The organism is Sediminicola sp. 1XM1-17 (assembly GCF_037203765.1).
In the GTDB taxonomy this organism is placed as follows: domain Bacteria; phylum Bacteroidota; class Bacteroidia; order Flavobacteriales; family Flavobacteriaceae; genus Sediminicola.
This window is the reverse complement of the sequence record NZ_JBBCAS010000006.1, coordinates 94,644-109,893: the sequence shown is the minus strand read 5'-3', so window position 1 is coordinate 109,893 and position 15,250 is coordinate 94,644. Positions and strand designations below refer to the sequence as shown.

10 protein-coding genes are annotated in these 15,250 nt (G+C 43.5%); 1 reads left to right on the top strand and 9 read right to left on the bottom strand.

Going from position 1 to position 15,250, the window contains the following annotated elements; translation table 11 throughout:
* Window positions 1-1,179, top strand: coding sequence for an acyl-CoA dehydrogenase family protein (locus tag WAA86_RS10440; protein WP_337300947.1), 1,179 nt, complete (start codon window positions 1-3; stop codon window positions 1,177-1,179).
* Window positions 1,180-1,182: 3 nt separating this feature from the next.
* Here the strand turns inward: WAA86_RS10440 and WAA86_RS10435 are convergent, their stop codons facing one another.
* The 9 genes from WAA86_RS10435 to WAA86_RS10395 all read right to left on the bottom strand — a co-directional run bounded on the left by WAA86_RS10435 (window position 1,183) and on the right by WAA86_RS10395 (window position 15,231).
* Window positions 1,183-3,246 carry a response regulator gene (locus WAA86_RS10435; protein WP_337300946.1) on the bottom strand — a complete coding sequence of 688 codons (2,064 nt, stop codon included), beginning with the start codon at window positions 3,244-3,246 and terminating at the stop codon, window positions 1,183-1,185.
* Window positions 3,247-3,562: 316 nt separating this feature from the next.
* Entirely contained in the window at window positions 3,563-6,112 is a 2,550-nt protein-coding gene (locus WAA86_RS10430; RefSeq protein ID WP_337300945.1) for a phosphoenolpyruvate carboxylase, read from the bottom strand.
* A 294-nt stretch (window positions 6,113-6,406) separates the two neighbouring features.
* Window positions 6,407-6,961 carry a CIA30 family protein gene (locus WAA86_RS10425; protein ID WP_337300944.1) on the bottom strand — a complete coding sequence of 185 codons (555 nt, stop codon included), beginning with the start codon at window positions 6,959-6,961 and terminating at the stop codon, window positions 6,407-6,409.
* A 65-nt stretch (window positions 6,962-7,026) separates the two neighbouring features.
* On the bottom strand, window positions 7,027-7,920 hold the full coding sequence (locus WAA86_RS10420) for a dienelactone hydrolase family protein (protein WP_337300943.1): 894 nt from the start codon (window positions 7,918-7,920) through the stop codon (window positions 7,027-7,029).
* 26 nt (window positions 7,921-7,946) lie between these two features.
* Entirely contained in the window at window positions 7,947-8,804 is an 858-nt protein-coding gene (locus WAA86_RS10415; RefSeq protein WP_337300942.1) for a mechanosensitive ion channel family protein, read from the bottom strand.
* A 144-nt stretch (window positions 8,805-8,948) separates the two neighbouring features.
* Entirely contained in the window at window positions 8,949-11,342 is a 2,394-nt protein-coding gene (locus WAA86_RS10410; protein ID WP_337300941.1) for a penicillin acylase family protein, read from the bottom strand.
* A gap of 244 nt (window positions 11,343-11,586) precedes the next feature.
* Window positions 11,587-11,778, bottom strand: coding sequence for a hypothetical protein (locus WAA86_RS10405; protein WP_337300940.1), 192 nt, complete (start codon window positions 11,776-11,778; stop codon window positions 11,587-11,589).
* 3 nt (window positions 11,779-11,781) lie between these two features.
* A complete protein-coding gene (locus WAA86_RS10400; RefSeq protein WP_337300939.1) occupies window positions 11,782-12,123 on the bottom strand; it encodes a hypothetical protein in 342 nt (113 codons plus the stop codon).
* A 108-nt stretch (window positions 12,124-12,231) separates the two neighbouring features.
* The gene (locus tag WAA86_RS10395; RefSeq protein ID WP_337300938.1) at window positions 12,232-15,231 is read right to left on the bottom strand and encodes a DNA polymerase III subunit alpha; all 3,000 of its coding nucleotides are present in this window, start codon (window positions 15,229-15,231) and stop codon (window positions 12,232-12,234) included.
* Between the last annotated feature and the right edge of the window lie 19 nt (window positions 15,232-15,250).

Here is a 15,250-nt window from a genome sequence, read left to right as displayed (position 1 = left end):
ATGAAGCCAGATTTATTTGAAGCTCCAGATTATTACAATCTAGATGATTTGTTATCCGAAGAACATAAACTGGTACGTGATGCGGCTCGTCAATGGGTAAAGCGGGATGTATCCCCTATCATTGAAGAGTACGCCCAAAAGGCAGAATTCCCAAAACAGATTATTGGCGGTCTAGCTGAAATAGGTGCTTTTGGGCCTTATATCCCCCATGAATATGGAGGTGCCGGCCTGGACCAAATAAGCTACGGTCTTATCATGCAAGAAATTGAACGGGGAGATAGCGGGGTTAGATCTACTGCTTCCGTACAATCATCCTTGGTAATGTATCCCATATACACCTATGGGACCGAGGAGCAGCGAAAAAAATTCCTACCCAAGTTGGCTACGGGGGAATTCATGGGCTGTTTTGGACTTACAGAACCCAACCATGGCTCCAACCCCGGAGGCATGGAAACCAAATTTAAAGATATGGGAGACCATTTTCTATTAAATGGTGCCAAGCTTTGGATCTCCAATTCTCCCTTTGCCGATATCGCAGTGGTATGGGCCAAAAATGAAGAGGGTAGGATCCACGGACTGATTGTGGAACGTGGCATGGAAGGATTCTCCACTCCAGAAACCCACAACAAATGGTCTTTAAGGGCCTCCGCAACGGGGGAGCTTATTTTTGACAACGTCAAAGTTCCCAAAGAAAATCTATTGCCAGGCAAAAACGGCTTGGGAGCCCCTCTTGGATGCTTGGACTCCGCTCGGTATGGAATAGCATGGGGAGCCATTGGTGCCGCTATGGACTGTTATGACACCGCTTTGAGATATGCCAAAGAGCGTATCCAATTTGGGAAACCAATTGGCGCCACTCAGCTACAGCAAAAAAAATTGGCGGAAATGATTACAGAGATCACCAAAGCCCAATTGATGGCCTTTAGACTGGGACAGTTAAAAAATCAGGGGAAAGCTACTACGGCCCAGATATCCATGGCCAAGCGCAACAATGTTGAAATGGCCATAAAAATTGCGCGTGAGGCAAGACAGATTTTGGGCGGAATGGGCATTACAGGTGAGTATAGCATCATGCGTCATATGATGAACCTGGAGAGTGTCATTACCTACGAGGGCACCCATGATATCCACCTGCTCATTACCGGGGCAGACATCACCGGGATGCAAGCCTTTCAGTAAATATTAGGAAACTTTGGCATTCATCAGGTAGTGCGACAAATGCTGACGTAGTTTATCCATGGCTATTGGCTTGGTAAAGTAATCGTTCATTCCTACTTCGAGGGCCGTTTCTATGGTCTCACGCGTCACATCGGCAGAAAAGCCAATAATCGCAAGGTCTTTATTGTTCTTCCTGATGATCTTCGTCGCCTCCAAACCGTCCATAACCGGCATATGAATATCCATAAAGACAAGGTCGTACTCCTTTTTCTGTATCTCTGCAACGGCCTGCTCCCCATCGGAAACCCACTGGGCCTTGATTCCCAAGGTTTCCAGCGCCTTTTTAAGGACGATCACATTAATTTTATTGTCATCCACGATCAACACAGAGGCTCCATCAAGATCTACTTTATTCTCGGTCCCGATAGCAATTACCTTTTGCTTTTCCTCTTTACACTCCACCAAAGGAAATTTCAGACTTACTAAAAATCCAGTTCCATTATTTCTGGAACTTTGCACTTCGATCTGGCCTCCCATCATCTTCACCAAATTATGCGTTATATAAAGTCCAAGACCACTGCCTTCATGTTTTTTGGAGATCCCAGAATCTACTTGGGTAAACCTGTCAAAAATAGTTTTGATCTTATTTTTCGGAATCCCAATTCCCGTATCCCTGATCTCAAGATGCACCTCTAAATTGCTTGCTAGGACCTTTTCGCGATAACTTATATGGATTCCTCCCACATCCGTGAACTTGAGGGCGTTTCGGATTAAATTTGTAATGATCTGACCAAATTTCCCCATATCCCCTATCCCACAGATATTGCTGTCTTCAGGGGCATCCAACTCCAGGCATAGTCCTTTTTGCTCGATACTTGGTCTGTAAATACTAATAATATTCCTGATTTCCTTGGCTGGGGAGAAAGGTTCTTTTTTAAATGTGCTTTTTCCGGATTCGATCTTGTCGATTTCCAAAATATCATCCACCAAAAGAAGTAGTTTCTTAGAAGAGATATCCATCAAGTCAAGGTATTCTTTCAAAGAGCTCTTGATATTGGACGCCTTCAGCACCTCAATAAAACCAAGAATGGCATTCAGCGGTGTCCTGATCTCATGACTCATATTGGAAACGAACTCGGTTTTGGCCCTATTGGCCTTTTGAGCTTTTAACTGCTCTGACTTTAGATCTCTATTTAATTCCCTAAGTTTAAGTATGGATTCTTTATAGCGCTTGTTTTCCGTCCTAGAAGCCCTATAAAAGTAGATCAGGGAGCTTGTAAGCACGGAGAGCAACAATCCAAAGACAAAAGCGATAAACATGGTCTCCTTTCGTTCTGCCAACATATCCACATGTTTGGGCATAAGGGAGAAGCTCCATTGCTGCTGATCCAAGGTATCTACCAAAAAGGTGGTCGTATACTTGTAATCCTCGTCGAAATCGGAAGTTTTTGGCCCGTTATAGTTATAGAAGGTAGTACCTTTTTCATCTTTGATCTCAACGGCATAGGCGTCAAGATCGGCAGCCAATTGATTGAAGGGGTTGGTGAAATCCATTCCTGCGGTTATGGTCCCTTGGAGCTTTCCTTCAAAATACACGGGTATGTCTACCAGAAAAGCATGGCCCCCTTGGGTTAAACTCACCCAAGAAGTTATATTGGTTTTACTGTTATGGCTGTGTTCCTTCCATTCTGCAGCCCTATACAGCTTGGAAATATCCAATCCTACAACGGCCTCGTTTCCTTTTAAGGGAGTTATCTTTCTAATGACCATGGAACTATCAATCCACTCCACAAATTTAAAGGATGGATTTTGGTCCAAAATAAGCTGGGCATCTTCTTCCCAATAGGCAAAATAGTCCCCATTGGTCATCTCAATGCGTTGTTTCAGATTTTCCAACGCCTTTATGTTATGCGTTACGGAATTATAAAATTCCTGGGACCTGAGATGACCAGAAGTTTGGATTTCATTTTTGAGAAGATCCTCTTGCGTCTTTAAGGTCTTGCCCCATAAAAAGAGTGCAAAAACCATCAAAACGATGAAAACCGATAAAGGAAATATTAATTCTTTCTTCGAAAATTTAAATGTCATATTAGGTTGCTATTAGGGGGAATTAGCGTAATACACTTTTAAAATTTACATGCTGTCACTAAAACTAAAACTATTTGTAAGTTATTATCTACATAAACATAAGCCATTTAACGGAAGTTACCGTATAAAAATTGTCAACTATGGTGTTTTTGTTGTCAAATACACATATTTGTTGGTTAGAGGCACAACTACTGCTGGTCTAAGCCAGTAATTTTAAACAATCCTCAAATAATCTTCAAACTTTTGCCATATATCAAAAAATAAGGGGTAAAAACTATTGTTTCCACCCCTTGCTTTAAAATTTAAGATTCCCGAACTATGCCGAATTCCTACTGGCATTTATATTTCCGTATAGCGACCTTGTCACTATCTTTTCATATAGTTCCTTATATTCCGATCCTTGTGCTATTTTTTGAAGGCCATATTGCTGTATAACCAACAAAGGAAGGACAATAGCTTCCCTAATTTTTATGGATTCCCTGGAAACGGCCTCTTCCTCCATCAATATTTTAAAATCGGAAATCAAAAGCAGCATTTCCTTTGACAACATGTATTCTTCATGTAGGATATTCCAGAACTCCCCGTATTCTTTATCGTCCTTCATATAACTGGTAAGCTCAAAATAACATTTGGACAATGCCATCATACTATTTAACATCAAGGCCTTAAAGAATGGCACTTCTTGGAAGAGTTGCTTAACATCATTGAGTCGCCCTCTATCTTTCAAGGTTTTTATAGCCGTTCCTATGCCGAAATATCCAGGTACGTTTTGTTTTAATTGGCTCCAAGAACCCACAAAGGATATAGCCCTCAGGTCAGATAGCTCCAATTTCGCCTTGTTCCCCCTTTTTCCGGGCCTACTCCCAATATTGGCTTTGTTATAATATTTCAAAGTGCTCTTTTCTTCCAGGTACGACATGAATTTCTCATGGTGCTTCAGGGAATCATACTTGGCAAAACTAAGCTCGGAAAGCTCTTCCAATAATTGTCGCATCTCTGTGGATATGGCATTTTCCCGCCCGAAAAGATCATTGGATAGACCAGCAGTCAGCAATTGCTCACAATTGTGCATAAACAGGTCTTTGGTACCATAATTACTGGTTATGGTCTGTCCCTGAATGGTAAGCTGAATTTCGTTGTTGGCAATATCCTTGGTCTGTGCGGCATAAAAACGATGTGTTTTACCACCTCCACGTGCCGGTGGTCCCCCTCGGCCATCAAAGAATATGGCCTTGACATCCCTTTGGCCACAAACAGCGGATAATTTCTCCTTGGTTTTAAAGATAGACCAATTGGCCTTCACATACCCCCCATCCTTGGTCCCATCGGAAAAGCCAAGCATAATGGTCTGTTTGTTGTCCCTAAATCTAATATGTGCCCTATACTCCGGTAAATCGAATACTCCGTTCATGGTATCTTCCGAAGTTGCCATGCCGTTCATGGTCTCGAACAATGGCACGATATCAAAAGGTATTTTACCCTCTTCCCACTCTCCACACCATCTTAGCAGTCCATATACAAAGAGCACCGAAAAGATATCTTCAGAATTACTGATGGCATACCTATTACAGCCTTCCTCCCCGTTTTTGCTTTGGATGTTCTTAAGTTGACCTATGTTCTGGATGGTATCCCTTACCAGGTCATCCTCAAAATCGTCATATTGCACGTTGATGTTTTTGCGCAACAACAGTTCTATCAAATTCTCTTCTCCCAACTCGTCCAAATTTTCTTTGATGAGCCCTTGTTGTTTTAATATGGAAGTTACCGTGTTCTTATGTACGCTGTGGTCCTGCCTGATGTCCAATGTTGCGAAATGCGTCTTGAATATTTTGACCTTGTCAATGAGCTGATCCAAATCTTTTAGATACAATGAATTGTATTCGTTGATCAATATTTCCCGGATTTTCAACAGGGGATCTATGATTTCCTCATAGCCCATGATCTTTTGCACATTGAACATGGTCACATATAGTTTTTCCCTCAATTCATTGAGCAGGTCTTGCAGGTCTGTAAAGCTCAACTTTTGTTGCAGGGCCTTTAAATCATGGTAATAGCATTTCATTAAGGTGGTGCGCAGTTCATCGGCAACCTCATTGGTCATCGCAGCCGTTACAAAAGGATTGCCATCTCTATCACCTCCGGGCCAAAATCCCAGTTTCATGATATTATGGTTGTTGAAATCCTGTTTCTGTATATGTTCTTTTATATAGGAGTACAGCTCACCAATGGCGTTGTAATATACATTTCTTAAAATATGGATGATATTTTTCGCCTCCACCAAGGGTGTGGGCTTTTTGGCATTGATAAGGGAGGTAAGCCCCAGCTGTTGCAGGGTAAGGTCTATTTCGTCGATTTTATCGTCTACGATCAACGACCTAAGGCTATCCATGATATCCAATACCGCAGGGGTATAAAATTGGGTTGGATGTGCCGTTAAAACTATTCGTGCACTGAAGGTGGACAACTTTTCGGATATTTCGTCCCAACTTTTATTTTTTTCCACAATTTGACCATAATCCTTGATGGTCAGGGAATTACTGTGTTCCTGTAATTTTGGAAAAGCGGCATCCTCAACGCTATCGTACAATACTACTTGGCGTTCCACATACTGGATGATGCTGAACATGAAATCTATCCTGTCCTTTTCCGATTCAATATTGGCATAATTCTGAAAAAAGGCATCCAAGATCTCCAATGGATTTTTACCAGATTTAAGGCCTTTGTCTGCTTGATGCCCCAATAAAGGGATCAACATCCCTACGTTTTCTATGTTTCTATAGGGCAGACTAAGAAATAGGCTGTTGTATATATTGAATTTGTTATGGACAGATTTTTTAAACTCCTCTATTCGTTCCAATTTTGGCATAGCTTCTTTATTATGAGTTTTGTGTTGATACCCCCATTTACAAGGGAGATTAATTTCGACTGATAAATATCGTGATTATTCTAGAATAGGATATGAAAAAGAAAGCAAATAACAAAATAGTACCATAACACCACAAAACTAACGCACTTCACAACTATAATTTCTCCACGATGGAATACGGAAATATATTTACCATGTATTAGTTAAGGAGTTAATTTTTTCATTTTCATATAGTGTTCTCGTAAAAGGGCCTTTGTCTACAAGATAAAGGCCTTTTTTAATGAATAGGTTTTTTTACTGTATTTCTATCCTATCAATCAGCAGTTTAAATTCCTCTGCTTTTTTGTTTCCTATCAAAAAGCTGATGGAAGCCATGGTAATTCCGGGATAATTGGGCATATCCAGCCTTCTCCCCCTGAACCAGGGCGTCATTTCGTCCAAAGTAATTTCCAAAGTTTGCCAATCGCCGGTGGTACTGAATTTGTTTATGTAACTATAATAATCCTGTTCTTTGGATTTGATCCTAAACTGATAATCTTTGCCATCGCCCTTTAGTCGGATCACACATTTGGTGAATTGCTTCACCTCTATGGTCTCTCCTTGATAGCGTACCGAGGCGAAGCCCCCATTATTTTCCAAGGAAACGCTACCTTCAAAAACTCCGTGTCCTTCAGCATTGACAGAAATGGTACTGGCGGACCTTCCCCCCATGACCACGTCGTCCAGAATAGTCCATTGGGAAAGACTACTGTTCTTGTTAAAATCAAAGATCATAATTTTGTCGAGCATCATTGTTACTACCAGAAATGTTAGGGAAAGGATGATGTATTTGTAAGGAAAGATATCCATAATAGTCAATTGTCATCTAAATCAAGAGATATTCCTACTTGTGTCTTGCCACATTAACGGCTCCTCTACTTTCCTTTGAGTTTATCCTTAAAAAATTCCATGGTTCTTCCCCACGCCAAATTAGCCGCAGATTCATCATATCTCGGGGTAGTATTGTTATGAAATCCGTGGTTCACCTCTGGATAAAAATGTGCGATATGTTCAACATTATTGGCCTTCAGCACTTTCTCATAAGCCGGCCAGCCCGCATTGACCCTTTCGTCCAATCCGGCAAATTGGAGCATCAATGGGGCTTTGACTAGTGCTGCCTCCTCATCGGTTGGCTGCCCCCCATAGAAGGGAACTGCAGCTGAGAGGGAGGGAACCTTTACTGCCATCATATTGGCAATCCAGCCCCCAAAACAAAATCCGACCACGCCCACCTTACCGTTACAGTCCTCACGTGAAATCACATATTCATAGGCCGCAATAAAATCTTCCAACATTTCATTTCGGTCGCGCTTTCGCTGCATCTCCCTACCTTCATCGTCATTTCCGGGATAACCTCCCAGCGGCGTTAGCGCATCTGGGGCCAAGGTAATAAATCCCTCCAATGCCGCCCGTCTTCCTACATCTTCAATATAGGGATTCAGGCCCCGATTTTCATGAACTACAATAATCCCCGGCAATTTCCCTTCTACATCCATAGGCTTGGACAATAACCCCTTGATCTTACCCCCGCCCTTTGGAGAATCATAAGTAATATAATCCGATTGTAATCTGGGGTCGTTTGGCTGCACCAAGATAGAATCTATATAATTGGGCATCATAAAACTGAGTAGGGAAGCAATGGTGATACCACCCACGGCATAAAGAGACAGTTTTTCAATAAATTGCCTTCTCTCAATTTTGTTATGTGCATAGTCATCATACAGATCAAAAACCTCCTGCTTGATGTCCTCTTTGGTCAATTTTTTCATCGTATCAAATTTTAATGTTTATCTAATTACTCTTGGTCCAAACCCTTGGCAGGGGCATTTGATTTAAGGTACACATCCATTTGGGGAAAGGGGATGGTAATATGGTGTTCATTAAATTTTCTATTGATAATTCTACGGATATCACTTTTGGCCTTTCCGATCCTAAATATGCTCTTGCTAAAAAACAACAATTGAAAATCCAAGGAAGAGTTTCCAAAATTCATCAATCGGGCTTCTACCAATTCCCGTGCATATACATCGGGGTGCTCAAAGGCGCTTTCTTCCAAAATCTTTATGACCAGATCCACATCACTGCCATAGGCCACCCCCACGTCTATCCGGAACCTGGACTTATCGGTTTGATGGCTCCAATTGATCACCTTGCTATTTGTAATCAGGGAATTGGGTAGGATTATGGAAATATCGTCCCTGTTCAGTGCTTTGGAGGTTCTCAATCCAATACTCTGTATCATGACTACATCACCATCTACCTCCAAAATATCATCCACTTTTATGGTGCGTTCTGAAAGTAAAATAATACCCGATAAAATATCATTGAAAGTCTGTTGCAAACCCAACCCAATTCCTACGAGGAGCGCCGCAGAACCGGCCAGTAAGATAGTGACCTTGACACCTATGTTCTCCAACAAAAAGGCAATTGCCAAAATCCAAATGATATATTTCATCATTTGGTAAAGCGCGTAAGCACTACCGTGGTCCAATTTATTAAGAGCCGATTTACGGGAAAGCCCTTTTTTAATTATCCAAAGGATTACCCTGGCGCTCGCCAAGATCAAAATGACGGTTACCAGTTTGGAAAATTTTACCGTATAATCTCCAATAGTAAAAAGTTCAAACTCCAATATTTTGTTGATCGTCTCCATCCCGTAGTATTCTTTGATGACTTATTGGAGGGTCAAAAAGTCCAGACCTTTCCTGCCACATCTAAATATAGGAAATTCCTTTCTGAAGTCCCCTATAAAAAGCTGTTTCCAAAAGGATTCCGCAATGGTTCCAAGAAGACGGTGTTACTGCTTTGCTTGGGGCTGTAAATACGTCTTGGACACAGCCACGGAATCAATTTTACCACGTGAATAAAAGACGGGAAAGTATTGATCCTTGGCCCAAGATTCAAACAGATTGTCGTAGAAAGGGCTATCTGGATCTCCAGATTGCCCGGGACCATTGGTGCCAATGGCCGCATCCCAATCACCTGTATTCACGATCATCCTAAAGGAAGCACCACTATGCTGTCTGTTATTTGCACCCGTGGAACCGGGAGTAAAGGAGTTTCCGCCCCTTGGCAGGGGACCAAGATCCAACTTTGCCCTGGTTTCCTCGTTGACCACTCCTCCCAAGGCATGTGCCATATAGGTATGTTTAAATTTTTCCTGCCCATATTGCCATTGATCCATATCATCCCCTAACGTGGCCTGTAGATCTGCAATCCCGTTCACAAATGCCCGAAAGAGAAATTTATTTCGTCCTACAGTGGGATTGGCACCAAACCTATCATCTGGATATTCAATCCAATCCATGACCTTCTTCATTTGGATATTATCTATAATCCCCTTTCCTGCCATGGGAATAAAACTATCATTGGCTAGTTTTCTAAGCTGGTTTTCAAAAGCTACATAAATGGCCGCCTCAACAGATGAGGCTTCCAACTTATAGTCCCACTGCACCAACTTATCCCTAGCCTCCTTGACTTTTCCGGGCATGGGCAAAACAGTGAGCAGGGGGACCAAAGTCCTGGCTGGCAGGGATAGGTAGTCTACCTGTAGGGACTTCATATCTTCCATCGTCATATTCGTTCCAGACGCCAAAACCTCATTGATTCTATCTCCCCGATACGGATCTGCCCAAGAGTAGCCAATGGCATTCCAGTGGTCGTATTCTTCTGGGGTAACACTCTGGTTAGCGGTAGCAATAAAACCATTTGTCGGATTAAGTGCGTTAGGTTTTTGGACAATGGGCAGATACCCATCCCATTCGTAACTGCCGTTACCTGGTACTGGTACCATTCCACTAAAATTATTTCTGACTGGGGCTATTCCAACGGCCTGCCAACCTATATTTCCTTTCTTATCGGCCCAAACCATATTCTCACCAGGAATATGACTGTAGTTGCATGCCTCCCTGAACTCTTCCCATGTCTTAGCCTGGTCCATGCGTAAGGAGGCCAAATAAGGTGAACCCCCGGGCTCCAACCAAGCACAGCGGACGGCATAGGCCACATGCTGTGCTCCGTCCACATAGACCACTGGCCCATGTTGGGTGTATTTCAAATCTACATGTTCATCTTCCCTCCCTTTCACTTTGATGGTCTCCGTAATAATGGTCATGTCCACCCATTGGTCTTTATACTTGTATTGGTTGGGATTTTCAGGATTCAACTCATAGACATATAAGTCTTCCCCATCTGTTTCAAAAACCGTAAGCCCCCAAGTGCCATATTCATTATGTCCTATCGAAATTCCAGGAATTTCTGGCTCCCCGCCCCCTATTACATTCCATCCCGGAGCCACCAAATGTGTCATGTACCGCAATGATGGCACGGCAATGGTCCTATGGGGATCATTGGCCATATAGGTGTTGCCATCGGCCATTAACGACCCACTTACAACCCAGTTGTTGCTTCCTATGGAACGCGGGTCTTCCCTTTCTACTTTTGGTGTTAACAAGGCCGTCTCATAGGCCATACTTTTATAGGCCTCCTGTACATCACTTTCCTGAAAGGCAACCGGTTTTCTATAGGCCTTGTAGAGTTCCAGAATATCTTGAAAAAGAAGTTCTTGGTCAATTCTGGGGTCCAGATCTATGACGGGATCCTTTGGGTGGAACCAGGAGAGATCCTTTACGGTGGCCGCTCCCAATTTGGCAACAGCCCGTCCCAACTGTAATTCTTCTTCTATATTGCCCAAAAGGCCTTGATGTCTGGAGATGACCACTTCTGGAGTCCATTTTCCAGGTTTGATGTTTAAAATTTGGAATTCTATGGGCAATTGTTCCGGAGTTTTTAGTATTTCCTCAATATAGGCATTCACACCATTCGCATAGGCCGTAATAATTTCAACGCCGTCTTTATGGTAGTAGTTCATTTCCTGGGTCATATCCCCCCGATATTTAAAGAGTCGGGTTCCTATGTCACGCTTTAACTCCCTTTCGCCCAATATTTCCGAGACGGTCCCAGTGGCCTGTCGCCTCCAGATCTCAAATTGAAAGAGACGGTCCTTTGCCGCCGCATACCCCTGTGCAAAAAATAGATCGTGTTGGTTTTTGGCATAGATGTGGTTGATGCCCCATTGATCCCGGACAAGTTCAACGGGTTCCTTAAGACCAGGGACAAAAACCTTGTCATGATCAGCGGAAGTACAGGAAAAAAGTAGTAGAGCGATAAAAATAAATGAAAGGCTTCTCATGGGTTTTGGGTTGTAGTTGGTTTGGTTATAATTGCAATGGCTTACCATTACCTGTTTAAAGGTAATTATTTTTCCAAACCTAAAACCCATATAGGTATTCAAAGGCACCATGGATGACATGTATTGTGTGTGGTACCTATTCCTAAAAAATGAATTTAACTTCCCAGGGAGATCAAAGAATATGGCCTATTCTTTTTGAGAGTTTAATTCTATGGTCACTTCGGTCAGCATAGGGAACAGGCCGCTATACATCTTGAAGCTTTGACCTTTTGGTAGACTGTTTTCTAAAAGGCCCAATGTTTCCTATGAGAACAACCCCAAAACCAAATCCTATCAGGGCTGCTCCCAGTAAACTCCAATTGGTACTGTTCCACAAATAAAATAGACAGATACCGGTCAGGAATACAAATATACCTATGATTTGAACTTTGCTCATTCTTTAATTAAGCTTGCTTAGTTTGGCAACCATGCCTTTGGATTTTTCGATCATTGATACCAGTTCCGACGTTTTACCGTTTAGGACCAATTCAAAGTTGTCCACATGCACATTATTGAATTTAACTTCTTGATCATAGACCAGAACTATTTTTATTTCGGTCTCTGGGGCATTGGCTTCAAATATGTCGGCGACGACCTCCCAATCGAAGTTTGTCAACTCCTCTAGGACATCCGTTTCCACCTTAAATTCTGTAACTCCCGTCACTTTCTGGATTTCAGTTTGTGCATTGATGGCGAAACTGAAAAGGGCAAAAAATACCAGCAGGCTATTTTTTAATGTCATGGTTATGGATTTATGTAAGTTTAATTCGTAGGGGAAAAATCAAAGTTAACTTTGACCCGATTATAAATATAGTAAAATTTCTATTGTATGTATATTTTTTTCAAAAAATTATTTCACTGGAATCCCTGGCTTTTTGGAGGTCTTCATATCCGCATAGCGCGGATCTTGGATATAGTCCTGTTTCTGCATTTTTAGGACCTCTATGCTCAAAAAACCAAACTCACTCACCACCTTTCCGTAAAACCTGTAGATACCCCTCCCCCGAAACGGGTACTGGGCGGCTATGGGCGGAAACAGTACCGTATCGAACACCTCCCCGTATTGGTCTACCAGCGTGGCAAAGTTCATGCGGGTACCTTTGTGCGTCTTGGTGTTCTTTACCGTTACCAAATAACCGTAGATGTCTATGTATTTGTCCAGATAGGTCTCCAAATCCCGCTTGCCGTTGGCATTCTTGGGAGGTTCTGCCAAGATTTCGAACGGACTGCAGAGGCTAAAACCCAGGAGCTCCAACTGAGTAAAGGCCATTTCCAGATCGGTCGTGTGCAGTTTGGGGATTGTAAAATCCTGGCGTTTGGCAGGAAACAATTTGGGCTGGTCCAATTTTGTGCTTTTAGAAAGGGACAAATGGGCCTCCCATAAGAGCTCATGCTTGTTCACCTTCGTAAACCGAAAGGCATCAATCCGGATCAGGATACTCAATTGCTCAATGGAAATAGGGACCCGGTCCACAAAATCGGTCAAGGACAAAAAGGGACCGTTCGCCTTCCGTTCCTTCAAGATCCGTTCCATGACCCTTGCCTCCAATTCCCTCAGGTACATGTATCCCAAATACAGATCTTTCCCATAGATACAATTGACGGCAACACTTTTGTTGATACAGGGCGGGTGTATGATGGCCCCCAACATCTGGGCCTCATGGATATAGAATTCCGGACTGTAGAACCCACCTCCATTGTTGAGTACGGCAACCATATATTCCAACGGAAAATAGGCCCTTAAAAAGAGGGTTTGATAACTCTCTACGGCGTAGGAAGCAGAATGCCCCTTGGCAAAGGCATACCCCGCGAAGCTGGCCACCTGGTCCCATATTTCAAAAATGAGGGCATCGGTATATCCCTTTTTCCGGCAATTGTCCACAAACTTGTCCTTTACCTTTTGGAACTCCTCCCGGGAGCGGAACTTTCCGCTCATCCCCCTTCTCAGCACATCTGCTTCCCCCAGATCCAGATCGGCAAAATAATGCGCTACTTTGATAACGTCTTCTTGGTAGACCATAACCCCATAGGTTTCTGGCATGATTTGCAGCATCACGGGGTGGGCCCTTTCCGCTGCCCTGCCCTTCTCCCGGTGCCTTAGGATATATTCGCGCATCATGCCACTTTTGGATACCCCGGGCCGTATGATGGAGCTTGCCGCCACCAGCCCCAAATAGGTATCTACCTCCAACTTTTTCAATAGCATGCGCATGGCCGGGGACTCCACATAAAAACAGCCCATACACTGGGCACTTTTTACGAGGGCGTTCACTACGGGATCGGTTTTGAACCTTTTGATATTATGGATATCAAAGGTCTCCACCTGCTCTGGTTGGTTGTAGGCCAAAATTTCCAAGGTCTCCTCTATTTTTGCCAGTCCCCGTTGCGAAAGGATATCGAATTTGAAGAGTCCCACATCCTCGGCAATCACCATATCAAAATGGGTAGTAGGATACCCTTTGGGGGGCAAATGGGTGGCGGAAAAATAATGTATAGGTCGTTCCGTGATCAAAATCCCACCGGCATGGATACTCAGATAATTGGGCATACCCTTGATCAGCTCCCCGTATTTGAGGACCAAAAGCGACATCTCGTCCAATTGTGACGGATTGTATTTCCCATCACAGAGCACATCGATCTCCTCTTTGGGCAGACCAAACACTTTTCCCAATTCCCGGATCACTCCTTTGACCTGAAAGGTGACATAGGTTCCCAAGAGGGATACGTGGGGGAAACGCCCAAAAATGTACTGCGTCATGGCTTCCCGGTCCTTCCAGGAAAAGTCGATATCAAAATCGGGCGGATTTACACGGTACAGATTGATAAAACGCTCAAAATACAGATCGAGCTCAATGGGGTCCACATCGGTGATCCGAAGCAGATAGGCCACAATACTGTTGGCCCCACTGCCCCTCCCCACATAAAAGAACCCTTGTTTGCGGGCATGGGATACAATGTCCCAATTGATGAGAAAGTAGGACACGAACCCCATTTTCTTGATCAGGCCCAGCTCCTTTTCCAAGCGTCCCAAAACCACCGCATCGGCTTCCCCATATCTGTATGGCAGGCCTTCCCTGCACAGTTGTTCCAACAAGGCCTCATCGGCAGCGGTATCTCCCGAATAGGTTTCCAGGTTCTGGGGCTTTCGCCCATCGGAAAAATCGAAATGGATGCTACAGGCGCGCAGTAAGCGTTCCGTATTCTCCAAGATAAAACTGTATTCGGAAAAGGCCGCCGCTAAATTTTGAATGGGAAACATCTTTTCCTCGGGGTTGGCCTCCTCGGTCTGTGGCAATTTGCTCAACAAGACATTCTTATCAATGGCGCGAAGCAATCGGTGCGCATTAAAATCGCGCTTGTTCCGAAACGTAACGGGCTGCTGTACCACCAACCTATCCTTTAGCTCTATGATCTTGGAAAAGGGCAACCGCCTGAGGTCCGCTATGGAAATACCTATGAACTCGTGTTCCAAAAAGGTCTTTTGTTCGTGCAGCAACACTTTCTCAAAGGGATAGACCACATAGGCATTTTTAAAGGCCGGGGCCCTTGGCACAAACTTTTTTTCGCGGTGGAGGTGGTCGGATAGGAAACTGTTCAGTTCCTGATACCCCGCATTGTTTTTGGCAATGCCCACAAAACACTGATCCACCCCATTTCTAAAATCGATTCCCAAAATAGGCCTCACCCCATAGTCGGGCGCTTTCCGTACAAAATTTAGGCAAGCCGAAGTATTGTTGATATCGGTAAGCACCAACTGCCCCACATGGTTCTCCTGTGCCAATTGCAGGAGCTCCAGTTCGGAAAGGGTTCCGAAACGCATGCTGTAGTAGGTATGGCAGTTGATGTACATTATAGTTGTTTTTCAATAC